Source organism: Tardiphaga sp. (assembly GCF_028290495.1).
Lineage (GTDB): Bacteria > Pseudomonadota > Alphaproteobacteria > Rhizobiales > Xanthobacteraceae > Tardiphaga.
In genome coordinates this window covers 1-26,364 of the sequence record NZ_JAQGJT010000034.1, presented here as the reverse complement: position 1 = coordinate 26,364, position 26,364 = coordinate 1, and the positions used below count along the sequence as shown (strand labels likewise).

20 protein-coding genes are annotated in these 26,364 nt (G+C 63.3%); 10 read left to right on the top strand and 10 right to left on the bottom strand.

Annotation, left to right across the window (positions count from 1 at the left end; all coding sequences use genetic code 11):
* Window positions 1–3 precede the first annotated feature (3 nt).
* From JWQ24_RS06215 to JWQ24_RS06205, 3 genes are all read right to left on the bottom strand, one after another.
* Window positions 4–1,848 carry an extracellular solute-binding protein gene (locus JWQ24_RS06215; protein WP_299805701.1) on the bottom strand — a complete coding sequence of 615 codons (1,845 nt, stop codon included), beginning with the start codon at window positions 1,846–1,848 and terminating at the stop codon, window positions 4–6.
* Window positions 1,849–1,871: 23 nt separating this feature from the next.
* Window positions 1,872–3,752, bottom strand: a complete 1,881-nt coding sequence (locus JWQ24_RS06210) for an extracellular solute-binding protein (protein ID WP_299805732.1) — start codon at window positions 3,750–3,752, stop codon at window positions 1,872–1,874.
* A gap of 246 nt (window positions 3,753–3,998) precedes the next feature.
* Entirely contained in the window at window positions 3,999–4,547 is a 549-nt protein-coding gene (locus JWQ24_RS06205) for a cytochrome c family protein (protein ID WP_299805698.1), read from the bottom strand.
* A 202-nt stretch (window positions 4,548–4,749) separates the two neighbouring features.
* Here JWQ24_RS06205 and JWQ24_RS06200 point away from each other — a divergent pair, with 202 nt between their 5' ends.
* From JWQ24_RS06200 to JWQ24_RS06180, 5 genes are all read left to right on the top strand, one after another.
* On the top strand, window positions 4,750–5,490 hold the full coding sequence (locus JWQ24_RS06200; protein ID WP_299805696.1) for a 3-deoxy-manno-octulosonate cytidylyltransferase: 741 nt from the start codon (window positions 4,750–4,752) through the stop codon (window positions 5,488–5,490).
* A gap of 34 nt (window positions 5,491–5,524) precedes the next feature.
* Window positions 5,525–6,382: a prephenate dehydratase gene (locus tag JWQ24_RS06195; protein WP_299805729.1), complete on the top strand. Its 858-nt coding sequence runs from the start codon at window positions 5,525–5,527 to the stop codon at window positions 6,380–6,382.
* Between the two features lie 384 nt (window positions 6,383–6,766).
* Complete coding sequence (metF, locus tag JWQ24_RS06190; protein WP_299805694.1) at window positions 6,767–7,663, top strand: methylenetetrahydrofolate reductase [NAD(P)H]; 897 nt, start codon at window positions 6,767–6,769, stop codon at window positions 7,661–7,663.
* 2 nt (window positions 7,664–7,665) lie between these two features.
* Entirely contained in the window at window positions 7,666–11,559 is a 3,894-nt protein-coding gene (metH, locus tag JWQ24_RS06185; RefSeq protein ID WP_299805692.1) for a methionine synthase, read from the top strand.
* A gap of 98 nt (window positions 11,560–11,657) precedes the next feature.
* Complete coding sequence (locus JWQ24_RS06180; RefSeq protein WP_299805689.1) at window positions 11,658–12,053, top strand: hypothetical protein; 396 nt, start codon at window positions 11,658–11,660, stop codon at window positions 12,051–12,053.
* Window positions 12,054–12,076: 23 nt separating this feature from the next.
* On the opposite strand, the gene glpK is transcribed toward JWQ24_RS06180, so the two are convergent.
* From glpK to JWQ24_RS06145, 7 genes are all read right to left on the bottom strand, one after another.
* The gene (glpK, locus tag JWQ24_RS06175; protein WP_299805687.1) at window positions 12,077–13,573 is read right to left on the bottom strand and encodes a glycerol kinase GlpK; all 1,497 of its coding nucleotides are present in this window, start codon (window positions 13,571–13,573) and stop codon (window positions 12,077–12,079) included.
* An 87-nt stretch (window positions 13,574–13,660) separates the two neighbouring features.
* Window positions 13,661–14,431 (bottom strand): SDR family oxidoreductase, encoded by a 771-nt coding sequence (locus tag JWQ24_RS06170; protein WP_299805685.1) that lies wholly within the window; start codon window positions 14,429–14,431, stop codon window positions 13,661–13,663.
* 176 nt (window positions 14,432–14,607) lie between these two features.
* Window positions 14,608–15,753, bottom strand: coding sequence for a pimeloyl-CoA dehydrogenase small subunit (gene pimD / locus JWQ24_RS06165; RefSeq protein ID WP_299805683.1), 1,146 nt, complete (start codon window positions 15,751–15,753; stop codon window positions 14,608–14,610).
* A 156-nt stretch (window positions 15,754–15,909) separates the two neighbouring features.
* Window positions 15,910–17,100: a pimeloyl-CoA dehydrogenase large subunit gene (gene pimC / locus JWQ24_RS06160; RefSeq protein ID WP_299805680.1), complete on the bottom strand. Its 1,191-nt coding sequence runs from the start codon at window positions 17,098–17,100 to the stop codon at window positions 15,910–15,912.
* Window positions 17,101–17,266: 166 nt separating this feature from the next.
* A complete protein-coding gene (locus JWQ24_RS06155; protein ID WP_299805677.1) occupies window positions 17,267–18,454 on the bottom strand; it encodes an acetyl-CoA C-acyltransferase in 1,188 nt (395 codons plus the stop codon).
* The gene (pimA, locus tag JWQ24_RS06150; RefSeq protein ID WP_299805674.1) at window positions 18,451–20,136 is read right to left on the bottom strand and encodes a dicarboxylate--CoA ligase PimA; all 1,686 of its coding nucleotides are present in this window, start codon (window positions 20,134–20,136) and stop codon (window positions 18,451–18,453) included. The genes JWQ24_RS06155 and pimA overlap by 4 nt, the downstream gene beginning before the upstream one ends.
* 238 nt (window positions 20,137–20,374) lie before the next feature.
* Window positions 20,375–22,462, bottom strand: coding sequence for a 3-hydroxyacyl-CoA dehydrogenase NAD-binding domain-containing protein (locus JWQ24_RS06145; RefSeq protein ID WP_299805672.1), 2,088 nt, complete (start codon window positions 22,460–22,462; stop codon window positions 20,375–20,377).
* Between the two features lie 118 nt (window positions 22,463–22,580).
* On the opposite strand from JWQ24_RS06145, the gene JWQ24_RS06140 reads away from it, so the two are divergent.
* The 5 genes from JWQ24_RS06140 to JWQ24_RS06120 form a co-directional block, all read left to right on the top strand.
* A complete protein-coding gene (locus tag JWQ24_RS06140; protein WP_299805727.1) occupies window positions 22,581–23,450 on the top strand; it encodes an IclR family transcriptional regulator in 870 nt (289 codons plus the stop codon).
* Between the two features lie 60 nt (window positions 23,451–23,510).
* Complete coding sequence (locus JWQ24_RS06135) at window positions 23,511–24,317, top strand: ABC transporter ATP-binding protein (RefSeq protein WP_299805669.1); 807 nt, start codon at window positions 23,511–23,513, stop codon at window positions 24,315–24,317.
* Complete coding sequence (locus tag JWQ24_RS06130) at window positions 24,317–25,030, top strand: ABC transporter ATP-binding protein (protein ID WP_299805666.1); 714 nt, start codon at window positions 24,317–24,319, stop codon at window positions 25,028–25,030. Before JWQ24_RS06135 ends, JWQ24_RS06130 begins: the two co-directional genes overlap by 1 nt.
* Window positions 25,031–25,039: 9 nt before the next feature.
* Window positions 25,040–25,918, top strand: coding sequence for a branched-chain amino acid ABC transporter permease (locus tag JWQ24_RS06125; RefSeq protein ID WP_299805664.1), 879 nt, complete (start codon window positions 25,040–25,042; stop codon window positions 25,916–25,918).
* Window positions 25,919–25,920: 2 nt separating this feature from the next.
* Window positions 25,921–26,364, top strand: a 444-nt coding sequence (locus JWQ24_RS06120; RefSeq protein WP_299805662.1) for a branched-chain amino acid ABC transporter permease, incomplete at its 3' end; no start/stop codon positions are given.

Below are 26,364 nucleotides of genomic sequence, written 5' to 3'. Positions count from 1 at the left end.
GTTCTATTTCGCCTGTTCGGTAGAGGGCTTTGAGGCCCACCACAGATCGGGGGCACCGACGCCGACATATTTTGGAAGGTTGGCGGGATGGCCGAATACATCCCAATAGGCCAGCCGGTGCGAATTGGCGTACCATTGCGGCACCCAGTAGCGGCCGGCGCGGATCACGCGGTCGAGCGCACGGGCCGCGAACACCAGCTTCGGCCGGGTGTCGGCGGCGATGACCTCGTTCATCAGCGTATCGACGACCGGATCGGAAATCCCGGCGAGATTGTTGGAGCCCCTGGTGGTCGCTGACTGCACCGAGAAGAACGAGCGCAAGGAGTCTCCCGGCACGGTGGAGAAGCTGAAACGCTCGATGCAAAAATCGAAATCGAAATCGTCGCGTCGCGCTCGGAACTGGACGGGATCGACCAGCCGCAACATCGCCTCGATACCAAGGGTGCCGAGATTTTTGATATAGGGCATGTGATGCGCCTGGAATGCCGGCTCATCTAGCAGAAATTCTACCTTGAACGGCTCACCCTGCGCCGTCATGCGCTTGCCGTCCTTCATCACGCAACCGGCGTCATTCAGCAACTGCACCGCTTTGCGCAGCAGCGTACGATCCTGCCCGGATCCATCAGAGGTCGGCGGCACGTAGGGATTACCGAACACTTCGGCCGGCACCTTGCCGCGGAACGGCTCAAGATAAGCGAGTTCTTCCGGCGACGGAGCACCCGTGGCCATCATGTCGGAATTCTGGAATGGCGATACGGTGCGCACGTAGGCGCCGTACATGATGGTCTTGTTGGTCCATTCGAAATCGAACGCGTTGCCAAGCGCTTCGCGGACGCGAGGGTCCTTGAACTTGTCGCGTCGGGTGTTGAGGAACCAGCCCTGCGCGCCGGACGGCGTATCGTCCGGCAGCATCTCCTGCTTGACGCGGCCATCCTTGATCGCCGGAAAATCGTAACGCGTGTTCCAGATCCGCGAGGTGAACTCTTCGCGATAGAGATAATTGCGGCCCGTGAAGCCTTCGAAAGCAACGTCGCGATCACGATAAAAATCGAACCGCACCGCATCGAAATTGTTGCTGCCGCGGCTAACCGGCAAGTCGGCGCCCCACCAGTCCTTGACGCGATCGAGTTCGATGTAGCGTCCGACCTCGAAACGGCCAACCTTGTAGGGCCCGCTGCCAAGCGGCGGCTCCTGCGACGATTCATCGAACGGGCGCGCGGTGTAATAGGCCTGCGAGAAAATCGGCATGCCCGCGACGAACAGCGGCACGTCGCGCCCGCGTTTTTCAGCAAAGGTCACCACCAGCGTCGTATCGCCCGCCGCCTCGGCCTTCACCATATCGCGCATCTGCTGGGTGATCAGCGGATGACCCTTGGTCTTCAGCGCGGTCAACGAGAACGCGGCGTCACGCGCGGTGAGCTTGCTGCCGTCGTGGAAGCGCGCCTCCGGGCGCAGCGTGAAACGATAGGTCAGACCGTCCCCGGAAATCTGCACCGACTTTGCGACCAGCCCATACATCGCATCCGGCTCATCGCCGGCGCGCACCATCAGTGGCGCGAACGTCATGCCCATGCCCTGCGCGCCGTCACCCTTGAGGATGTAGGCGTTGAGCGAATTGAAAGTCTGGAACGACTGGTTGAACGAACGGCTCGACGGCACCGTTGAAAACACGCCGCCCTTCGGCGCTGTCACGTTCACATAATCGAAATTCGGAAAATCCACGGGATATTTCAGATCGCCGAATGCCGAGATGCCATGCGCCGACGTCTCGCCTTCCGCCCGCACGGGCGAAAAACCTAGCGCTGCGGCAGCGCCAAGTCCGATGCCGAGCACATGCCGGCGGTTCACGTGAAATTTTGGCCGGATATCGCTCAAGACCGCTTGCCGATCTTCGCGGCGCGCTCGGCGTCAAACCACCAGATCGCGGGGAAACCGGACTGGCCGTATTCCGGCATCTTCGACGGCCGGCTAAAGCGGTCCCAGCGCGCGGTGCGCACTTTCGGATAACTCCACTGCGGCACCACGAAATGATTCCATAGCAACACGCGGTCGAGCGCCTTGGTGGCGGCGACGAGATCGTCGCGGTCCCTGGTGAAGACGACGCGGTCGATCAATTTGTCGATCGCCGGGTTCTTGATGCCGACGACGTTCTTGGAGCCGGTCATGTCGGCGGCCTGCGAGCCCCAATATTCGCGTTGCTCGTTGCCGGGCGACAGCGACTCCGGCCACGACGACACCACGATGTCGAAATCCCAGCTGCGCAGCCGATTCTCGTATTGCGTGGGGTCGATGGTGCGCACCGACACGTTGATGCCGAGCCGCTCCAGCGACGGCTTGAAGAACAGCATCACGCGCTCGAAGGACGGATCCTCGCCAAGCAGTTCGAGCTCGAACGGCGCGCCGGTCTTGGCGTTAACGAGCCTGCGCTCGCGCACCTCGTAGCCGGCTTCCTTCAGCAGTTTTAGCGCTTCGCGTAGGTTTTCGCGCACGGACTCGGCATTGCCGCCGACCGGATTGGTATAAGGCTTGGTGAAAACTTCCGGCGGAACGTCTGCGCGCACGGTCTCCAGGATTTCCAGCTCCTTGCCTTCCGGCAGGCCGGAGGACGCCAGTTTGGTGCCATAGAAATAGCTGGAGATACGGAAGTACTGGCCGAAGAAAATCTGCTTGTTCATCTCCTCGAAATCGAACGCGTAGTTCAGCGCGCGGCGCACGCGCGGATCCTTAAACTTGTCGCGGCGGATGTTCATCGCAAAGCCCTGCATGATGCCGGACGACCTATTGTCGAACTCCTCCAGCATGACGCGCTTCTCGGCAACCGCCGGGAAGTCATAGGCAGTGGCCCAGTTCTTGGCGCTGTTTTCGGTGCGCCAGTCGACCTGGTCGCCCTTGAAGGCTTCCAGCGCCACGGTACCGTCGCGGAAATACTCGTAGCGCAACTCATCGAAGTTATTGCGGCCGACATTCACGTTGAGGTCGCGGCCCCAGTAATCCTTCACGCGCTCGACCACGATCGAGCGGCCGGCGACGAATTCCTTAATCTTGTAGGCGGCGCTGCCGAGCGGTGGCTCCTGCGTGGTGGTGGAGATGTCGCGCTTGACGCCAGCGGCATTCGTGCCCTCCCACCAGTGCTTCGGCAGCACCAGGAGTTGGCCGACGATCTGCGGCAGTTCGCGGTTGCCGGGTGCGTCGAAGGTGAACTTGACGTCGCGCTCGCCCTGCTTCTCGGCCTTGGTGACATGGCGATAATAGGCGGAGTATTGCGGGTGATGCTTCTTGAAGGCTTCCAGTGAAAAAATCACGTCTTCCGGCGTCACCGGCTTGCCGTCGTGCCACTTTGCCTGTGCGCGCAGGCGATAGGTGACCGAAGAAAAATCGGCGGGATGACTGACGGATTCGGCGAGCAGGCCGTATTCGGTGGAAACCTCGTCGAGCGAGGCGGTGGTCAGCGTCTCGTAGATCAGACCGACGGCGCCGGCGATATTCCCTTTCACGCCGGACACCGCGATGTTGAAATTGTCGAAGGTGCCGATCGCGATCTGGCGCACCACGCCGCCCTTCGGGGCTTCCGGGTTGACGTAATCGAAGCGGGCAAAACCGGCGGGATATTTGACGTCGCCGAACAGCGAAAGGCCGTGGCGCCATTCCTTGTCGGATGAAGTGGATTGCGAGAAAACCGGGGCCGCACCGAGTACGGGGGCGAGCGCCGCAAAGGCGCTGGTTTGCAGAAGACGTCGTCGGGAGAAGGCAATGGCCAAGATGCTGAATTCCTGTGATCCGAAGCGTCGAGTAGAGCCGCCATATAAGGCGAGGATTCGACCGATTATGCCGGGTTTCCCTGAGGATACCACCCCACCCCTTTAGCCCGTTGCGGCCAAACGTCCCGCTTAAGCTTTGGTAATACGGAAACGAAAACGGCCAGGCTGAGCCTGGCCGTTTGTTCAATGGATGCGCGGGACCGTCGCAACCGCTATTTGGCGGCCGTTACCTGTCAGCCGTTATTTGGCGGCGGTGGGCAGCGGCACCGGGGTATCGGCCAAGGACGCCAGATAGGCGATCACGTCGGCGCGTTCGCCATCCTTCTGGATGCCGGCAAAGCCCATCGCGGTGCCGGGAACGGCGCCCTTGGGATTGGCGATGAACTTGTTCAGCGCGTCGAATGTCCATTCGCCGCCCTTGGCCTTCATGGCCGCGGAGAAGTTGAAGCCGCCCTTGCCGGAGCCGACCTTCTCGTTGACGGTACCGAACAGGTTCGGGCCGACGCGGTTGGGGCCGCCCTTCTCGAAGGTGTGGCAGGCGGCGCACTTCTTGGCCGCGCCCATGCCCTTTTCGACCGAGGCGGTCTGCAGCAACTTCTCGATCGGTTCGGAGGGCGCTGCGGCTGCCTTGGCGCCGCCGGCCGCCTCTTCCTTGATCGCGATGTCGTAGCCGGGCTTGGCCATGTGCTTGGGGGAGAATACCGCATCCGCGGTGATGCTCATTGCCATCAACAGCAGGCAGGTGCCGAGAACGGCGCCCATGATCTTATTGAGTTCAAAGGAGTCCATAGTCGGTCAGGCTCCGCGCCGGAAGGCATTGGTGGGCCGTTGATCGGCCGCGTTGGTTTAGAATCGAGCGTTCGCGACTGCAATAGCAGCGAAATTGAGATAACGGTTTGCCCACGCTCTGGCAACCCGTATAAACGCGGCAACGATCCACCCCATTCCCGCCATTTTCTGAGCATTTCAGCTGGGTCCAGACCGCGTAGCCATGACCGAGACCCGCACCCTTGTTCTGATCCCCGCCCGGATGGCGGCGACCCGCCTGCCCGGCAAGCCCTTGCTCGACATCGCCGGCCTGCCGATGATCGTCCATGTGCTGCGCCGTGCCGAAGAAGCCGGCATTGGCAGGGTCGCGGTCGCCACCGACACGCAGGAGATTGCCGACGCCGTGCGCGCCTGCGGCGGCGAGGCGGTGATGACCTCGCCCGACCATCCGTCCGGTTCCGATCGCATCTTCGAGGCGCTGAACTTGCTCGATCCGGACGGCTGGATCGATACGATCATCAACCTGCAGGGCGACCTGCCCACCATCTCCCCGGACGACATTCGCGCCGTGGTGGCGCCGCTGGCCGATGCCGCGGTCGACATCGCCACGCTGGCGGCGGAAATCCGCACAGAGGAAGAGCACGTCAATCCCAACGTGGTGAAGGTAATCGGCTCGCCTATCAATGAGCGGCACCTGCGGGCACTGTATTTTACCCGCGCCACGGCGCCTTGGGGCGACGGCCCGCGCTATCATCACATCGGCATATACGCCTATCGTCGCAAGGCGCTGGAGCGCTACGTGGCGCTGGCGCCCTCGCCGCTCGAACAGCGCGAGAAACTGGAGCAATTGCGCGCGCTCGAGGCAGGGATGCGCATCGACGTCGCCGTCGTTGACATCGTGCCGGGCGGCGTCGATACGCCGGCCGACCTCGAGGCGGCGCGGAAGACCCTTTCAAACGCCTGAGCGACCGATCCACAAAAAGACCACGACCGAAAAGATTGCGACCATGAAAATAGCATTCCAGGGCGAAGCCGGCGCCAATTCGCACATCGCCATCGTCGAGGCTTTCCCCGATGCGGAGCCACTGCCCTGCGCCACCTTCGAGGACGCGCTGGCGGCGATCTCGTCGGGCGAAGCCGACCTCGGCATGATCCCGATCGAGAATTCGATCGCCGGCCGCGTCGCCGACATCCACCATCTGCTGCCAGCCTCCGGCCTGTTCATCATCGGCGAGTGGTTCCTGCCGATCCACCACCAGCTGATGGCGCCGCGCGGCGCCACACTCGACGGCATCAAGACGGTCGAAAGCCACGTCCACGCGCTCGGCCAGTGCCGCCGGATCATCCGCAAGCTCGGCATCCGGCCGATCGTGGCCGCCGATACCGCCGGCTCCGCCCGCGCGGTCGCCGAACGCGGCGACAAAAGCTGCGCCTCGCTGGCCTCCCGGCTGGCGGCAGACATTTATGGCCTCGATATCCTGGCCGAAAACGTTGAGGACGAGACCCACAACGCCACCCGCTTCGTGGTGCTGGCGCGCGAACCCAAATGGGCCACGCAGGACTCCGGTCCGCTGATCACCTCGTTCGTGTTCCGGGTACGCAACCTGCCCGCTGCCCTGTACAAGGCGCTGGGTGGCTTCGCCACCAACGGCGTCAACATGACCAAGCTGGAAAGCTACATGGTCGACGGCAACTTCTCCGCCACGCAGTTTTACGCCGACGTTGATGGCCACCCCGAAGACCGCAGCTTGGCCCTTGCGCTGGAAGAGCTGCAGTTTTTCTCGCGGGAATTCAGGATCGTCGGCGTCTATCCCGGCCACCCCTTCCGCGCCAGCTACGGCGAAGCGCAGGAATAGGCCTGCACCAGCGCCCCCCGGACGGCACCTTGGGGTGCCGTCGCATGCGCGATGCGGCAATCCTCCAATAAACGACGCCGAGGCGTGGGCTGCCGCGACCTTATCCTAATAAGACATCGATTCTGCCCACCCTCTATTTTGTCTAATTTGCTAAAAATAATGTACTTACCCGTCTTATTTTTCGCCCACTAGCGAAAATAAACCGAGAAATCCCCAACTAAATCCGCATGTATTGGGCCATTTCCCACACACTTTCTGTGGGAAATGGGCTATTTAGGCGCGAGTTTGAGCCTATATTGTTGCAGCGCACGGGCATCTCGGACCCCGCTCGCTCCAGGACAACCGGTTGCCCGCCTGCGTGCGGCGCGCGTGGAGTTAGCAGACATGAGCGACATCGCAGCCACCACGACCAAGCTTCCCAACATTTCGTTCGAGTTCTTCCCGCCGAAGACCGAGGACATGGAGCGAAGCCTATGGGAGACCGTCACCCGCCTGGCGCCGCTCAACCCGAACTTTGTCTCGGTGACCTATGGCGCCGGTGGCTCGACCCGCGAGCGCACCCACTCGACCATCACCCGCATCCTCGGCGAAACCGCTTTGGTCCCGGCCGCGCACCTGACCTGCGTCAACGCGCCGAGGGGCGACGTCGATGACGTGGTCGCGCAATATCACGAGGTCGGTGTCCGCCATATCGTCGCGCTGCGCGGCGATCCCACAACCGGGATCGGCACCGCCTATGTCGCCCATCCCGACGGCTACCAGACCTCCGCCGATCTCGTCGCCTCCATCAAGAAGCGCTATCCGGATATCGACGTCACCGTTTCGGCCTATCCCGAGAAGCACCCGGAAAGCCTCGATTTCGACGCCGACATCGACGTGCTGAAGGCCAAGGTCGATGCCGGCGCGACCCGCGCCATCACCCAGGTGTTCTTCGACAACGACCTGTACTTTCGTTACCTCGAAAAGGTGCGTGCCCGCGGCATCGATATTCCGATCCTGCCCGGCATCATGCCGATGCATAATTTCAAGCAGGCGCGCAATTTCGTCACCCGCGCCGGCACCACGGTGCCGACATGGCTTTCGGACAAATTCGAAGGCCTCGACGACGACGCCGAGACCCGCAAGCTGGTCGCCGCCACCGTAGCCGCGGGTCAGGTGCAGAAGCTCGCCAAGGCCGGCGTCAACGACTTCCATTTCTACACCATGAACCGTGCCGACCTCGTCTTCGCCATCAGCCATTTGCTCGGCTTCCGGCCGAACGGCGCGCAGAAAGCAGCCTGATAATGTCCGTTCCCGTTTCCGCCAAGCGTACCGAACTTCTCAAAGCCGCGGCCGAACGCATCCTGGTGCTCGACGGCGCGATGGGCACCATGATCCAAGGCCTCAACTTCGACGAGGCCGCGTTCCGTGGCGAGCGCTACAAGGATTTTCACCGCGACCTGCGCGGCAACAATGATCTGCTGATCCTGACGCAGCCGCAGTCGATCGAGGATATTCACGCCGAATATCTGCGCGCCGGCGCCGACATCGTCGCCACCAACACCTTCTCCTCGACTTCGATCGCACAGGCCGATTACGACCTCGCGGATATCGCCTACGAGATGAGCTTTGAGGGCGCGCGCCTCGCGCGCAACGCCGCCAACCGCGTCACCGCCGAAGACGGCCGGCCGCGCTTCGTTGCCGGCGCCATTGGTCCCACCAACCGCACCGCGTCCATCTCGCCGGATGTCTCCTCGCCCGGCTACCGCGCCGTCACCTTCGACGATTTGCGCATCGCCTACAGCGAACAGATCAACGGCCTGCTCGACGGCGGCGCCGACCTGCTGCTGCTGGAAACCATCTTCGACACCCTGAACGCCAAGGCCGGTCTCTACGCCATCGCGGAAATCTGCGAAGCGCGCGGCATCGACGTGCCGATCATGATTTCCGGCACCATCACCGACAAATCCGGCCGCCTTTTGTCCGGCCAGCTGCCGGAAGCGTTCTGGAACTCGGTGCGCCATTCCAGGCCGGCGACCATCGGCTTCAATTGCGCGCTCGGCGCCGAAGACCTGCGCGCGCATATCGCGGACATCGGCCGCGTCGCCGATACCCTGGTCTGCGCCTATCCGAATGCCGGCCTGCCCAACGAGTTCGGCCAGTATGACGAGAGCCCGGAATTCATGGCCGGGTTGATCGGCGAGTTCGCCAAATCGGGCCTCGTCAACATCGTCGGCGGCTGCTGCGGCACCACGCCGGACCACATCGCTGCGATCGCCAAGGCGGTCGCGCCACACAAGCCCCGCATCGTGCCGCAGATCGAGCCGCGGCTGCGGCTGTCCGGCCTCGAGCCGTTCGATCTCACGCCGGCGATCCCCTTCGTCAACGTGGGCGAGCGCACCAACGTCACCGGCTCCGCGAAATTCCGCAAGCTGGTCACGGCCGGCGACTACACGGCAGCACTTCAGGTCGCCCGCGACCAGGTCGAGAACGGCGCGCAGATCATCGACGTCAATATGGACGAAGGCTTGCTGGATTCCGAGGCCGCGATGGTCACGTTCCTCAACCTCGTCGCCGCAGAACCCGACATCGCCCGCGTCCCGGTGATGGTCGACAGCTCGAAGTTCTCCGTGATCGAAGCCGGCCTGAAATGCGTTCAGGGCAAGCCGGTGGTCAACTCGATCTCGATGAAGGAAGGCGAGGCCAAGTTCATCCACGAGGCGAAGATCGCGCGCCGCCACGGCGCCGCGGTGGTGGTCATGGCATTCGACGAAGTCGGTCAGGCCGACACGTTCGCGCGCAAGACCGAGATCTGCAAGCGCGCCTACGACATCCTCGTCGACCAGCTCGATTTCCCGCCGGAAGACATCATCTTCGATCCCAATATCTTCGCGATCGCGACCGGCCTCGAAGAGCACAACAATTACGGCGTTGACTTCATCGAGGCGACGCGCTGGATCCGCCAGAACCTGCCGCACGCGCATATTTCCGGCGGCGTCTCCAACCTGTCGTTCTCGTTCCGCGGCAACGAGCCGGTTCGCGAGGCGATGCATTCGGTGTTCCTGTATCATGCTATCAAGGCCGGCATGGACATGGGCATCGTCAATGCCGGGCAGATGATCGTCTATGACGACATCGACCCCGAACTGCGCCAGGTCTGCGAGGACGTCATCCTCAACCGCGATCCCGGCTCCTCGGAGCGCCTGCTCGAACTGGCGGAAAAATTCCGCGGCCAGGGCAAGGAGGTCAAGGAGAAGGACCTCGCCTGGCGCGAATGGCCGGTCGAAAAGCGCCTGTCCCACGCGCTGGTGCACGGCATCACCGAATATATCGACGAGGATACCGAGGCTGCACGCCTGACGGTGGTGCGCCCGCTGCACGTCATCGAAGGCCCGCTGATGGACGGCATGAACATCGTCGGCGACCTGTTCGGCGACGGCAAGATGTTCCTGCCGCAGGTGGTGAAATCCGCCCGCGTCATGAAGCAGGCGGTAGCCTGGCTGATGCCGTTCATGGAACAGGAAAAGGCCGACAACCTTGCCGCCGGCATCACCGGCGACGGCCGCAAGAACGCCGGCAAGATCGTGCTCGCGACCGTCAAGGGCGACGTCCACGACATCGGCAAGAACATCGTGGGCATCGTGCTCCAGTGCAACAATTTCGAGGTCATCGATCTCGGCGTGATGGTGCCGGCCTCGAAGATCATCGAGACCGCGAAAGCCGAGAATGCCGACATCATCGGCCTGTCCGGCCTGATCACGCCGTCGCTCGACGAGATGAGCTTCCTTGCCGGCGAGCTGGAACGTCAGGGCATGAAGTTGCCGTTGCTGATCGGCGGCGCGACCACCAGCCGCGTCCACACCGCGGTGAAGATCGACCCGAACTACAAGAGCGGCCCTGTGGTGCACGTCAACGACGCCAGCCGCGCCGTCGGCGTGGCCTCGTCGCTGATGTCCGCGGATCGCCGCGACGCCTATGCCGCGGAAATCCGCGCCGACTACGCCAAGATCTCGGCGGCACATTTCCGCGCCCAGGCTGACAAGAAGCGGCTGAAACTCTCCGACGCCCGCGCCAACGGCATGGTCATCGATTTCACCAAGGCACAGCCGAAGAAGCCGGCGTTCCTCGGCATCAAGTCGTTCAGCGATTATCCGCTGGCCGAACTCGCCGAATACATCGACTGGACGCCGTTCTTCCAGACCTGGGAACTGGCCGGGCGCTTCCCGGCGATCCTGAAAGACGACAAGGTCGGTGAAGTCGCCACCTCGCTCTATGCCGACGCGCGAAAGATGCTGGACCTGATCGTCAAGGAGAACTGGTTCAAGGCGCAGGCGACGATCGGCTTCTGGCCGGCCAACGCCGTCGGCGACGACATCCAGTTGTATGCCGACGAGACCCGCACCACGCCGATCGCCACGCTGCACACGCTGCGCCAGCAGCTCGTGAAGCGCGACGGCCGCTTCAACGCCGCCTTGTCGGACTTCATCGCGCCTTCGTCCTCCGGCGTGCCGGACTACATGGGCGCCTTCGTGGTCACCGCGGGCATCGGCGAGGACATCATCGCCAACCGCTTCAAGAGCGCCAATGACGACTACTCCGCAATCCTGTGCCAGGCGCTGGCGGATCGCCTCGCCGAGGCCTTCGCCGAGCGGATGCACATGCGCGTGCGCAAGGAATTCTGGGGCTATGCACCGGGCGAGGACCTTCCGGTGGACGAGTTGATCCTGGAGAAATACCAGGGCATCCGCCCGGCGCCCGGCTATCCCGCCCAGCCCGACCATACCGAGAAGGCGACACTGTTCCGCCTGCTCGACGCGGAGAACACCGCCGGCGTGACATTGACCGAGAGCTATGCGATGTGGCCGGGCTCGTCGGTATCCGGCGTCTATTTCAGCCATCCGGAGAGCTATTATTTCGGCGTCGGCAAGATCGAGCGCGATCAGGTCGACGACTATGCGACGCGAAAAGGCTGGAGCGTGTCCGAGACCGAACGCTGGCTGGCGCCGGTGCTGAATTACATTCCCACGCAGGACCAGTCCGAGCAGGACCGCCGCGTCAAGGAAGCGATGGCGGCCACGCCGGCAACTGCGCCCGCTCCGGCCAACGACGTCATCACCAAGGAAATGGCCTCGCATCCTCCGGGCTGCAATTGTGCGGTGCATCTGCAGTACCGCGGCAGGGCCATCGGCGCGAAGTAACCCGCGCCCGCGAAACAACCGATTGCGCCCAGCGGCATCCGGGGTAGGCTGACCAGGTGGCGTCGCACGGCGCAACTGGTTGGCAACCGGGAGGCGGCATGCGGCGTTTTTTGGTTTTCCTGTTGCTGGGACCGCTGATCGGTTTCGCGGTCTTCGCGGTGCGCGACGTTCTCGGCGGCAAGATTTTCGGCGGCCCCATCGGCCTGCTGGTGGGCCTGCCTTTCGCCTACGTCTTCGGCCTGCCGATCGTGCTGGTGATGTGGTTCGAGGACTGGCTGCTCGAAGGCTGGATGGGACTGTGGCCAAAGCTGCTGACATCCGCGGTGACGGGCTACGTCGCCGTCATCGCTTTGCTGGTCATCGCGACTACCCGCCAGTTGTCCCTGCGGGAGACGCTGACCTTCGGCATCGTCGGGGCGATCCCGGCGGTCATCTGTTCGTGGCTCGCCCGCAGTACGCCACGAATAGCGGGTGACCGCGTCAACAATGGATGAGCCGGCTCGGATGGGCATCCACTCTACGACTCGCTCGCCAGCAATCCCTTCACGGCGCGCGCCCAGCCGGCCAGCTTTCGCGTCCGCGTCGCCTCGGACATGTTCGGCTTGAAGCGATGCTCGAGTCGCCAGTTGTCGGCAAACTTCTGCGGTTCGGGATACAGCCCCACATACAGGCCAGCGAGATAGGCCGCGCCGAGCGCAGTCGTTTCCTGGATCATCGGCCGGTCGACCGGCGCATCGAGCAGGTCGGCCAGGCGCTGCATGGTCCAGTCCGAGGCGGCCATGCCGCCATCGACGCGCAGCACGATCCTGGCCGCGTCGGCGTCGGGCCAGTCGGCGCGCATCGCCCCCAGGAGGTCGACGGTCTGATAGCAAACGCTTTCCAGCGCGGCATGCGCAAGTTCGGCAGGGCCGGTGTTACGCGTCAGGCCGAACAGCGCGCCGCGAACATCGGGGTTCCAGTACGGCGCGCCCAAGCCGACAAAGGCCGGCACCAGATAGACCGATTGGGCGTGGTCGGATTGCTCGGCGAGCGGGCCGGTCTCGGCCGCATTCTTGATGATGCCCAGCCCGTCGCGCAGCCACTGCACGGCAGAGCCGGCGACAAAGATCGAGCCCTCCAGCGCATAGGTGCGCACGCCGTCCAACTGATAGGCGATGGTGGTGAGCAACTTGTTGCTCGACATCACCGCCGTGGTGCCGGTATTGAGCAGCGCGAAACAGCCGGTGCCGTAGGTGGACTTGATCATGCCCGGCGCAAAGCAGGCCTGACCGATGGTGGCGGCCTGCTGGTCCCCCGCGATGCCCGCAATGGCGATCGCGCCGCCGAACAAGGCGGGATCAGTGTGGCCGAAATCCGCGGAAGAATCTTTCACCTTCGGCAACATCGCGGCGGGGACGCGCAGTAGCTTCAACAGGTCTTCGTCCCACTGCCCGGTGTGAATGTTGAACAGCAACGTGCGCGAGGCGTTGGTGGCGTCGGTGGCGTGCACCGCGCCCGACGTCAGCCGCCACAGCAAATAGCAATCGACGGTGCCGAACAGCAGTTCGCCCCGCACGGCACGCTCCCGCGCACCGGGAACGTGGTCGAGGATCCATGCCACTTTGGTGCCAGAGAAATACGGATCGATGATCAGGCCGGTCTTCGCGGTGATCAGGGGTTCATGGCCGTCGGCCTTGAGCTGTGCGCAGCTCTCCGCGGTGCGGCGATCCTGCCAGACGATGGCACGATGTACCGCCTGCCCGGTCGAGCGGTCCCACACCACGGTAGTCTCGCGCTGGTTGGTGATGCCGATTGCGGCGATGTCTTTCGCCGTGACGCCGGCCTTCGCCATCGCGTCACGGCAGGTCTGCAGCGTCGAGGACCAGATATCGTCGGGCTCGTGCTCGACCCATCCCGACGCCGGAAAATGCTGCGGGAATTCCTGCTGCGCGGAGGCGGCAATGGAAATGTCTTCCCGAAAAACCATCGCGCGCGAGGAAGTCGTGCCCTGGTCGATGGCGAGGATGAAAGGCATCGGGCGTTCTCTCCTTTTCCTCTCCCCGCGCGAGGCGACGCTTCGCCAGGCGGGAGAGCGGCCTGCGCGGACGAAAGCGAGAGCCGATTACACCCCGGCCGTAGTCACGCCGCCGTCGATGACAATGGTCTGGCCGGTCATGAACGTCGAGGAGTCTGAGCCGAGATAGGCCACCGCCCCGGCGATCTCGTGCGGCTCTCCGATCCGGCGCAAAGGCGTGGTGGCGGTGCGGCGCTTGAGGTTTTCCGGGTCTTCCCACAACGCCTTGGCAAAGTCGGTCTTCACCAGGCCCGGCGCGATGCAATTGACGCGGACGCCCTTCGGGCCCCACTCGCCGGCGAGGCTGCGGCACAGCGAGAAATCCGCGGCCTTGGAGATGCCGTAGCCGCCGATCACCGTGGAGCCGCGCAGGCCGCCGATCGAGGAAATGATGATCACCGAGCCGCGGCCACGCTCGGCCATCGCCGGGATCGCCTGCGCGCACAGCCAAATGTTGCTCTTGACGTTGGAGCCCATGATCTTGTCGAAGGCTTCATCGGGAATGTCGAGCAGCGGTCCATAATAGGGATTCACCGCGGCATTGCAGACCAGAATGTCGATCGGGCCATAATGCTTCACGGTGCCGGACACCAGCGCGGCGATCTCTTCCTTGCGCGAGATATTGCAGGGAATCACGTGGGCATCGCCGCCGTCCTTTCGGATGCCTTCTGCGACTTCCTCGCAAGCATCCGCCTTGCGGCTGGAGACCACCACCTTGGCGCCGAGCTTCGCCAGCAATTCCGCCGATGCGCGGCCGATGCCGCGGCTGGAGCCGGTGATGACGGCAACCTTGCCGGTGAGATCGAACGGGTTGTTCACGGAAGACTCCCTGTTTTTATTGTTCTGCGATTACTCTCCTCCGTCATTGCGAGGAGCCCTTGCGACGAAGCAATCCAGCCTTCGCTTGTGGCCTTCTGATTGCCGCGTCGCTTCGCTAAGGGGAAGCTGCAACGCAGCTTTCCCTTCCCCCGCAATGACGTTGAGAGGCCTATCCTCTAGCTATTCAACCCACCGGCATCCGTCACGCGGCGGAGGTGATAGTCGGTGTCGCCGAAGGTGCTTTCGATCATGGTCAGCCGCTTGAAGTAGTGGCCGATCTTGTACTCCATGGTCATGCCGACGCCGCCATGCAGCTGGATCGCCTGCTCGCCGACGAACTTCAGCGACTTGCCGATCTGCACCTTGGCGGCGGAAACCGCCTTGGCGCGCTCGGCAGCGTTCTCGAAATCGCTCGCCATCGTGGCGAACATCGCCATGCTGCGTGCCTGTTCGACCGCGACGAACATGTCGGCCGCACGATGCTGCAGCACCTGGAACGTGCCGATCGCGACGCCGAACTGGGTGCGGGTCTTCATGTATTCGACGGTGGACTTCAGCGATTCATCCATCTCGCCGACCGCCTCCGCGCACAGGGCGATGCGCGCGTCATCGACCACGGTCTCGATCAGCGGCAAGGCGCCTGCGGGATCGCCGATCGCCGCATCCGCGCCGACTTCGACCGACGTGAAGGTGATGTCGGCAGCGTGCAGGCCGTCCTGGGTCGGATAGCCCTTGATGCTGACGCCCTTGGCGTTCGCCGGCACCAGGAACAGCCCGACGCCGTTGCGGTCACGCTGGCCGCCGGAAGTGCGCGCGCTGACGATCAGCGTGTCGGCGTTCTCGCCGTTGAGCACGACGAATTTTTCACCGTCGATCACCCAGCCGTCGCCGTTCTTCTTGGCCGAGGTCGAGACGTCGCCGAGGTCGTAGCGCGAGTTCTTCTCGAGCTGCGCGAAGGCCAGCGTCTTGCTGCCGTCGATGATCGAGGGAATGTAGGCTTCCTTCTGCGCAGCCGAGCCGCCGCGCCGCAAGAAGCCGCCACCGAGCACGACCGTGGCGAGATAGGGCTCCACCACCAGCGCCTTGCCCAGCGATTCCATCACGATCATGGTCTCGACCGCACCGGCGCCGAAGCCGCCTTCCTCTTCGGTGAACGGCAGGCCAAGCAGCCCCTGCTCTGCCAGCTTGTTCCAGAGGCTCTTGCTCCAGCCGCCCTTTTCGGCGCGGTACTTCTTGCGCTGATCGAAATCATACGAGGCCTTCAAGAGACCATCGACGCTATCCTTGAGAAGCCGCTGCTCCTCCGACAAATCAAAATCCATGTTGCTTCCTCAGCTGGGCAAATCACATACGTGTCGTCGTTGCGAGGGGCGCAGCGACGAAACAATCCAGTCCTCGCTTGTGGCTTTCTGGATTGCTTCGCTGCGCTCGCAATGACGGGGCGAAACGGTGTGCCCGGCGCAAACCGGGCGAAGGTGTCAAAGCCCCAGCACGGCCTTGGTGATGATGTTGCGCTGGATTTCGTTGGAGCCGCCGTAGATCGAGACCTTGCGGTTGTTGAAGTAGCTCGGTGCGATCTGCGTGGTCCACTCCATCGTCTCGTTGCTGCCGTCGTCACCGTGCTCGTCGAACGGAGCGGCAAACGGGCCGATCACTTCCATCAGCAACTCCGTCGTCGCCTGCTGGATTTCCGAGCCCTTGATCTTCAATACCGAAGACGCCGGATTGGGCTTGCCCTTGCCGTGCTTGCCTTCGTCCGCGACGACGCGCAGCTGCGTCAGTTCGAGCGCCTTCAGTTCGATCTCGATCATCGCCAGCTTCTCGCGGAACTTCTGGTCTTCGGCGACCGGCTTGCCGTTGGATTCCACCTGGGCGGCGAGCTCCTTGATGCGACGGATGCGCTCCTTGGAAACGCCGACGCGGGCGATGCCGGTGCGCTCGTTGCCGAGCAGGAACTTGGCGTAGTCCCAGCCCTTGTTCTCCTCGCCAACGAGGTTTTCGTAGGGCACCTCGACGTCATCGAAGAACACTTCGTTGACTTCACGGCCGCCATCGATGGTGACGATCGGGCGCACAGTGATGCCCGGGGTCTTCATGTCGACCAGGATGAAGGAAATGCCGGACTGCTTCTTGGCGGCGGGGTCCGTGCGGCAGAGACAGAAGATCCAGTCGGCATACTGCGCCAGCGTGGTCCAGGTCTTCTGGCCGTTGATGATCCACTTGTCGCCTTTACGCTCGGCCTTGGTCTTCAGCGAGGCGAGATCCGAACCGGAGCCTGGCTCGGAGAAGCCCTGGCACCAGAAGTCCTCGACGCTGGCGATGCGCGGCAGGAAGCGCTTTTTCTGCGCCTCGTTGCCAAAGGTGTAGATCACCGGGCCGACCATGCTGACGCCGAAAGCGAGCGGCGCCGGCGCCGGCACCATCTGCAGCTCTTCGTTGAAGATGTAGTGCTGCACCGAGGTCCAGCCGGTGCCGCCATGTTCCTTCGGCCAGTGCGTTACGCCCCAACCCTTGTCGTTGAGGATACGCCACCAGGCGACCATCTCGTCCTTGCCGAGATGGCGGCCTTCCGCCATTTTCTGCCGCGTCGCCGGCGGCACGTGGTCCTTGAAGAAAGCGCGCACTTCATCGCGAAACGCGACTTCTTCCTTGCTGAAGTTGAGATCCATCGGATCCTCCTGTGAACGAAACGAATGATGTTTTGTTGTCGTTCCGGGATGCGACAGACGGCAAAGCCGGCTGGCGGAGACCCGGAACCCCAAGATGTTCATCGTCTCATCTCGGGATTCCGGGTCCGCGTGCAGCTCGCGCTGCACGCGCCCCGGAATGACAGTGCTAGTGAATGATCTCAAAAAGTCCCGCCGAGCCCATGCCGCCGCCGACGCACATAGTGACGACCGCGTACTTCGCCTTGCGGCGACGGCCTTCGATCAGCGCGTGGCCGGTCAGCCGTGCGCCGGACATGCCGTAGGGATGGCCGACCGAGATCGCGCCGCCGTTGACGTTCAGCTTTTCCGGATCGATTCCGAGCTTGTCACGGCAATACAGCACCTGCACCGCGAACGCCTCGTTGAGCTCCCACAGATCGATATCCTCGACCTTGAGGCCATGACGCTTCAACAGGCGCGGCACGGCGAACACGGGCCCGATGCCCATTTCGTCCGGCTCGCAGCCGGCGGAGACGAAGCCGCGGAAGATGCCGAGCGGGGTCAAGCCCTTCGCGGCCGCGGTCTTGTCGCTCATGATCACGGTGGCGCTGGCGCCGTCCGAGAGCTGCGAGGCATTGCCGGCGGTGATCGAGAAGCCCTCGCCGCGCACGGCCTTGAGGCCGGCGAGGCCTTCGGCCGTAGTCTCGGGCCGCGGGCCTTCGTCCTTCGACAGCGTGATGTCCTTGAAGGTGACTTCGCCGGTCGCCTTGTCGGCTACGCCCATTTTCGTGGTGATGGCAGCGATCTCGTCGTTGAACTTGCCGCCCTGCTGGGCAGCGGCGGTGCGGCGCTGGCTTTCCAGCGAGTATTCGTCCTGGCGCTCGCGCGAGATGTTGTAGCGCTTCGCCACGGTCTCGGCGGTGTCGAGCATCGGCATGTAGACGTCCGACTTGATCTTCATCAGTTCGGGATCGACGGTGTGGAATTTGTTGGCGTGTTCGTTCTGCACCAGCGAGATCGACTCGCCACCGCCGCCGATCGCTATCTCGACACCGTCGAAGATCACCGAGCGCGCCGCCAGCGCAATCGCCTGCAGGCCGGAAGCGCACTGGCGGTCGATGGTGGTGCCGCCGGTCGTGACGGGAAGCCCGGCACGGAGCAGCGCCTTGCGGGCGATATTGCCGCCGGTCGAGCCCTGCTGAAGGGCTGCGCCCATCACCACGTCCTCGATTTCCCGGGGGTCGAGCCCGGCGCGCTTGACGGCATGCTCGATGGCATGGCCGAGCAGCGTCGCGCCTTCGGTGGCGTTCAGCGCGCCGCGATAGGCCTTGCCGATCGGGGTGCGTGCGGTGGAAACGATTACGGCTTCGGTCATGGGCGGCCTCCGGTGGCGGTTTGTTGTTGGCTGATAGTTGGCGAAGGATGCTGCGCGCGCAAGGCGTGGCGCGAGAGTTTTCCGACCGCGGTGCGCGGCAGGTCATCGACGAACTCCACCGCGGCCGGCAATTCGTGCTTGCCGAGCTTGCCGGTCAGGAAGTCGCGAAGCTCATCGGCGGTGAACGGCACGGCGCCAGGGCGCAACTTGATGAAGGCTTTCGCCGCCTCGCCGCGATATGGATCGGTGACGCCGATCACGATGACCTCGTGGACGCCGGGGTGTTCGTAGATCGCCTGCTCGATCATCTGCGGATAGACGTTAAAGCCACCGGAGATGATCATGTCCTTCTTGCGATCGACGAGATAAAAATAGCCGTCGTCATCCATGTAGCCGATGTCGCCGGTCAGGAAATGATCGCCAACGAACGAGCCGGCGGATTCCTGTTCGCGATTCCAGTAACCTCTGGTGACGTTCGGACCCCGGATGCGGATTTCACCGGTCGCGCCGGAGGCAAGCACCTTCGCGGGATCGTCGAGTGCAACCACATCCATCTCGATGCCCGGCATCATCAGGCCGATCGATCCGGGCTTGGCCGGCCCGATGGCAGGATGCGCCGTGCCTGGCGAGCAGGTCTCGGTCATGCCCCAGCCGCTCTTCAGCTTGAGGCCGGTCTTCTGCTCGAACAGCCGCGCAACCTCGTCCGGCAGCGGCGCGCCGCCCGACCCGGCCACGACCAGCGACGACAGGTCGCGCTTCTCCAGCGTGGGATCACCGGCGATTGCGATCCACATCGTCGGCACGCCGGGAAACACGGTCGCGCGCTTGATCTCGATGTCGTTGAGCACGGCATTGGTATCGAAACGCTGGTGAAGCGAGATCACGTCGCCGAGGCTGATCCGGCTGAGCAGGATCACCGTGAGCGCGTAGATATGGAACAGCGGCAGCACGCAGATCACGCGCTCGACCACGTTGCGCTCGGCCCGCGCTGCGGCGCCCCAGGCGGTGTAGATCGACACCGCAGAGGTGAGATTGCTGTGGCTGAGCATCGCGCCTTTCGGCAGGCCGGTAGTGCCGCCGGTATATTGCAGCAGCGCGACATCGTCGGGGGAAATGGCCGGCCATTGCGCCGGCGGCGCGGCGCCTTCGACGAATTGCCGGAAGGTAACGATTGCCGGATGGGCCGGCAGCGGCAACTGCGGCGTGCCGACTGCGCCCCACTCGTCGTCCTCGCAGACGATGAGCTTGTCGAGCAGGCCCTTGTCGAAGAATTTCAGCGCCATCGGCAGCAGCGCGGCGAGGTTGCTGGTGACCAGCACCCGTGTGCCGGAATCGCTCAGCTTGTGCGACAGCGCGCGCTCGCCATCGAGCGGCGACAGATGCACCAGCCGCGCGCCGGCCTTCAGCGCGCCGAAAAAATTCACCGGATGGTCCGGCGTATTGCCGAGGAACAGCCCGATCGAGGTGCCCCGGCCGTAGCCGGCGCGCAGGAAGGCCGCGGCGGCGATCTCGGCCCTGGTTTCAAGCGCGTTGAAACTGTGCGGCCGGTCGCGAAATTCGATCGAGGTGCGGTCGCCGAAATCGGCAGCGGCCTTCGACAGCAGGTCCGGCAGCGTGCCGCGCGCGATCGGCGCATTCCAGAACAGACCTTGGGGATAGAATTTTTCGCCGGGATAGGTCATGCGCGATGTACCTGGGGCTTGTCCGATTTGCATGTCGTCCCCGCGAAAGCGGGGACCCATAACCTCGATATCAAAAATTGAAAGCGGCGATTTTTACAACGTCCAACCGCGAGTTCAGCGTGTATGTGTCCCCGCTTTCGCGGGGACGACACGCGAGCACCGTCGCCCGCGGACCACCCCCGCCCCCTCCCCGCAAGCGGGGAGAGGTGAAGCAGCGCGCGCGGCGGGCTCATCTTCATCACGCAGACTTCGCCAGCGACGCGAAGGTCTTGCCTTCGTCGGCAAGGCGCTTCAACAGCGCGGAGGGCTCCAGCGAGGGATCGTTGGCCTGCTTGGCGTAGAACGACAGTCGTTCGGCGACATGCTTGAGGCCAACCTGGTCGGCGTAAAACATCGGGCCGCCGCGGTAGATCGGCCAGCCGTAGCCGTACAGCCAGATCACGTCGATATCGCTCGGACGCGAGGCGACCTTCTCCTCAAGAATGCGGGCGCCTTCGTTGATCATCGGATACATCATGCGCTCAAGGATTTCCTCGTCGCTGACGATGCGACGGGTCAGGCCGAGGCTCTTGCAGGTGTCGTCGATCAGCTTCTCGACATCCGGATCAGGAACCGGCGCACGCGAGCCGGCTTCATACTTGTAGTAGCCCTTGCCGGCCTTCTGGCCGAAGCGGCCGGCTTCGCACAGCGCGTCCGCGATCGGCGAGGTGATGCCGCGGTCCTTGCGCGAACGCCAGCCGATGTCGAGGCCGGCGAGATCGCCCATCGCGAACGGCCCCATCGGCATGCCGAATTTGGTGACGACAGCATCAACCTGCTGCGGCAGCGCGCCTTCGAACAACAGCTTCTCGGACTGCTTGGAACGGGCCGCCAGCATGCGATTGCCGACGAAGCCATCGGCGACGCCGACCACCGCCGGCACCTTGGCGATCCTGCGGGCGACGGCAACGGCGGTCACCAGAGCGTCCGGCGCGGTCTTGTCGGCGCGGACGATCTCGCACAGCTTCATGACGTTGGCGGGCGAGAAGAAGTGCATGCCGAGCACGTCCTGCGGACGCTTGGTCACCTGCGCGATCTCATCGATGTTGAGATACGAGGTGTTGCTGGCCAGCACGGCGCCCGGCTTGGCGTAGGCGTCGAGCGCGGTGAACACTTCCTTCTTGATCGCCATCGTTTCGAACACGGCCTCGATGATGAGGTCGGCGTCCTTGACGTTCTCCAGTCCGACCACGCCGGTGATCAGCGCCATGCGCTTGGCAGGCGCATCGGCGGGAATGCCGCCGCGCGCGGCGGTCGCGTCATAGTTCTTCTGCATGATGCCCATGCCGCGCTTGAGCTGCTCTTCGCCTGTCTCGATCAGCGTGACAGGAATGCCGGCATTGGCGAACGACATCGCAATACCGCCGCCCATGGTGCCGGCGCCGATGATGGCGACGCGCTCGACCGGACGCGGCTTGACGCCTTCCGGCACGTTCTGCACCTTGGCGGCTTCGCGCTCGGAGAAGAACGCATAACGCTGCGCCTTAGACTGGTCACCGGCGACAAGACGCAGGAAGCTCTCGCGCTCTTTCTTCATGGCTTCGTCGAACGGTAGATCGAGCGTCCAGCTCACCGCTTCGGCGCAGGCCAGCGGCGCTTCGAGACCGCGGTTCTTCTTGTTGGCAGCAGCTGCTGCATTGGTGAAGATCGAGCGATCGGCACGGGCGGCGGCGAGCTTCGAATCATCGTTGCGCAGGATGCGCAGCGGGCGCTTCTCGGCGACCACCTTGCGCGCGAACGCTTCCGCGCCCGACGCCGGACCTTCGACGATCTCCTCGATCAAGCCGTTCTTAAGGGCTTCGGCAGCGCCGATCGGCTCGCCGGTCACGATCATCTTGACGCCGAGTTCCGGACCGACCGCGCGCGGCAGTCGCTGGGTACCGCCGGCGCCCGGCAACAGGCCGAGCTTCACTTCGGGAAGGCCGAGTTTCGCTTCTTTTGTCGCGACACGGAAATGACAGCCGAGCGTGATTTCGAGACCGCCGCCGAGCGCGGTGCCGTGGATCGCCGCGATCACCGGCTTGCCGCAGTTTTCGATCTCCGCGATCACCTCGTTGAGGCTGGGCGACTGCGGCGGCTTGCCGAATTCGGTGATGTCGGCGCCGGCGATAAAGGTGCGGCCGGCGCAGGCCAGCACGATCGCCTGAACTTCCGGATCGGCTGCGGCAGTCTTGATCGATTCAAAAATGCCGCGACGAACAGCCGCACTGAGCGCGTTCACCGGAGGGGAGTTGACCGTGACAACCGCAATCACATCATGACGTTCGAGCTTGACGACATCGTTCACGGCATTCTCCTTGGACATTGTTTTTGTCAGTTTCGCAGTGCGAAATTTAATTCCACATCTTGACAGCGAGGGTTATTTTGAAGCACGTCCCTTGTCAACGAGGGAAGCGCAACCAAGCATGAAACGTGCGGCCAAAACAGTGGCGACCGATCGCAGCTTTGTCGTCGCGCTTGCCCGTGGCCTTGATGTATTGCGTGCATTCCGCCCCAACGACGGGCTTCTCGGCAATCAGGAGATTGCTGCCCGTACGAATTTGCCGAAGCCAACCATTTCGCGGTTGACCTATACGCTCACCAAACTTGGCTACCTTACACAGGTCCCCCGGTTCGAGAAGTATCAACTCGCGCCAGCAGCCATGGCCCTGGGGTATGCCGCACTTGCGAACCTGGGCGTTAAGCATCTCTCCGAAAGCTTCCGTGACGAGTTGATGCGACAGACCGGCGGTGCCGTCGCTGTCGGCGCGCGCGACCGACTCAGCATGATCTATTTCGGGCAAAGCCGATCGAGCCTTACCGTGGGCGTTCAGCTCGACGTCGGCTCGCGAATCCCGATTGCGACGACGGCGATGGGCCGCGCCTATTACTGGGCATTGCCGGCGGAAGAGCGCGCCCAATTGTTGCGCGAGTTCCGCGAGCACTATGGCAGCCGCTGGTCGAAGATGCGCGACGGGCTGGAACGTGCCGGCGAAATGGTAGCCCGCCACGGATTCGTTATCTCTGCAGGAGAGTGGCAGGACGATGTCCACGCGGTCGGTGTCGCTCTTATACTAAATGATGGCACTGGACCGTATGCCTTCAATTGCGGCGCGCCTGCGTTTCGTTTTTCGGAAGAGCGCCTCCGTGAGGACATTGGACCTCGCCTGTTGGCGATGGTAAGGAACATCGAAACAGCGCTGGGCGGCTCCGCCGCACCGCATGTACAAAAATCAGAAACAAAAAAAATCAAACCAGGAGGGAAAGTTGCTCGTGTGGTTGATGGGATCAGATAACCTTCGTCGCAATGGCCTTCGGCAAGATATGCCGCACCGTGCGACCTGGGGCTGCCGCAAATGATGCAGGCACTCGTTCAACAGGACTCAGCCGGATCGGTTGCGCCTTTGCTCACGGTTCGCGACGTCAGCGTCGTGTTCGGAGGTATCATTGCGTTGAACGGCGTTTCGTTCGACATGCAGAAAGGCCACATCCTCGGCCTGATCGGGCCGAACGGCGCTGGCAAGACTACTCTCTTCAATTGCCTCAGCCGGCTCTATCAGCCGAGCAAGGGCGATATCCTGCTCGAAGGCGAGACCATCCTGAAGCGCCCGCCGCACAAGATCTCCGAGATCGGCATCGGCCGTACCTTCCAGAACGTTGCATTGTTTCCAAATCTTTCCGTTCGCGACAATGTCCGCATCGGTACCCATGCCCGCACCAACAGCGACATCATCAGCGACTCGCTGAAGCTGCCGTGGGTGCGCAAGGGCGAGGCCGAGATCAATCGGCGCGTCGATGAGATTCTCACCTATCTCGACCTGCACGACGTCGCGAATACCGTGACGGCCGGCCTGCCGTTCGGCACGCAAAAGCGCGTCGAGCTGGCGCGCGCGCTCGCTGCCGAGCCCAAGATCCTGCTGCTCGACGAGCCCGCCGGCGGCCTCAACCATGAGGAAGTCTACATCCTCGGCGACCTGATCCGCCGCATCCGCGACGACCGCGGCGTCACGGTTCTGCTGGTCGAGCATCACATGGGTCTGGTGATGTCGATCGCCGACCACGTGGTCGCACTGAACTTCGGCAAGAAACTTGCCGAAGGCACGCCGCATCAGGTGCAGAACGACCCGGACGTCATCAAGGCCTATCTGGGGAGCAAAGACTAATGACTTCAATGCTCAACGTGAAGGACCTGCGCGCTTATTACGGCCAGGTCCAGGCCCTGCATGGTCTCGAGTTCGATCTCCAGCAAGGCAGCATGACCACGCTGCTCGGCGCCAACGGCGCCGGCAAGACCACGACGCTGCGGGCGATCTGCAACATGATCCGCTCGACCGGCACGATCGAATTCGAAGGCGCCAAGCTCGGCAACCGCACCACCGAGAACATCGTGCGGCTCGGTATCGCGCATGTGCCGCAGGGCCGCGGCACCTTCAGCACGATGACGGTGGAAGAGAACCTGCAGCTCGGCGCGATCACCCGCAAGGATACCAAGGCGATCGCCTCGGATATCGAGCGGATGTACGATCACTTCCCGAAGCTGAAGGAACGCAGCACCCAGCAGGCCGGCACGCTGTCCGGCGGCGAACAACAGATGCTGGCGGTCGCGCGCGCGCTGATGCTGCGGCCGCGCTTGATGCTGCTCGATGAGCCCTCTTTCGGCCTCGCACCGCTGATCGTGCGCGATCTGTTCAAGATTCTCGGCAAGATCAACCGCGACGACAAGGTCACCATCCTGGTCGTCGAGCAAAACGCCCAGCTGGCGCTTGAACTCGCCGACAAGGCCTACGTGATCGAAACAGGACGCATCGTGATGTCCGGCACCGCCGACGAGATCGCGAACAACGAAGACGTCCGTAAATCGTACCTGGGATATTGAGGAAACAGCATGGAGCTCTTTACCAATCAGGTCCTGGCTGGCATCGCCACCGGCGCGATCTACGCCTGCATGGCGCTCGCGGTGGTGATGATCTATCAGGCCATCGATCATCTGAATTTCGCGCAAGGCGAAATGGCGATGTTCTCGACCTTCCTCGCCTGGCAGATGATGCAGTGGGGCGTGCCCTACTGGGGCGCCTTCCTGCTCACGCTGATCATCTCCTTCCTCGGCGGCATCGTGATCGAACGCCTGCTGTTCAAGCCGCTCGCCAAGGCGCCGATCCTGACGCATGTCGCCGGCTTCATCGCTTTGTTCGCGATCATCAACAGCGTCGCCGGGCTGCTGTGGGATTTCACCATCAAGCAGTTCCCGTCGCCGTTCGGCTCCTCGCCGTTCCTCGGCAGCCAGCTGATCTCGACGCATCAAGCCGGCATGATCGGCGTTACCTTGGTGCTGCTGCTGCTGCTGTTCGGGTTCTTCCGATATACCCGCGTCGGTCTGGCTATGCGGGCCGCGGCCTCGATGCCTGAGTCGGCACGGCTGGTCGGCATCAACACCGGCTGGATGATTGCGCTGGGCTGGGGCATGGCGGCCGCGATCGGCTCGATCGCCGGCATGCTGATCGCTCCCGTCGTGTTCCTCGAGCCGAACATGATGGGCGGCGTGCTGATCTACGGCTTTGCCGCAGCGGTCGTCGGCGGGCTGTCCAGCCCGCTCGGCGCGGTCATCGGCGGGTTCCTCGTCGGCATCTTCGAGAACCTCGTCGGCACCTACATCCCCGGTGTCGGCAACGAGCTGAAGCTGCCCATCGCGCTGGCGCTGATCATCACCGTGCTGGTCGTCAAACCCGCCGGCCTGTTCGGCCGGCCCATCGTGAAGCGAGTTTGATCATGAGCGCCGTTCAGGAAACCGTCACCGAAGCCCCGGCGATCGATGCCGTGCCCAAGAAGGCGATGACGCTCAGCCTCGGCACGTCGCTGACGGTGCTGGTGCTGTTCCTCGTGGTTCCGCTGTTCGTGAAGAACTTCATCATCTTCCAGATGACCACGGTGCTGATCTACGGCATCGCGGTGCTTGCGCTCAATATCCTGACCGGCGGCAGCGGACAGTTTTCGCTCGGCCAGAGCGCGTTCTACGCGCTCGGCGCCTACACGTCGGCGATCCTGATCGAACACGGCAGCATGAACTACGCGCTGACGCTGCCGATCGCCGGACTGATCTGCTTTGTGTTTGGGTTTCTGTTCGGACTGCCGGCGCTGCGCCTGAGCGGCGTTTATCTGGCGCTGGCCACGTTCGCACTCGCGACGGCCATGCCGCAACTGCTGAAACTCGGC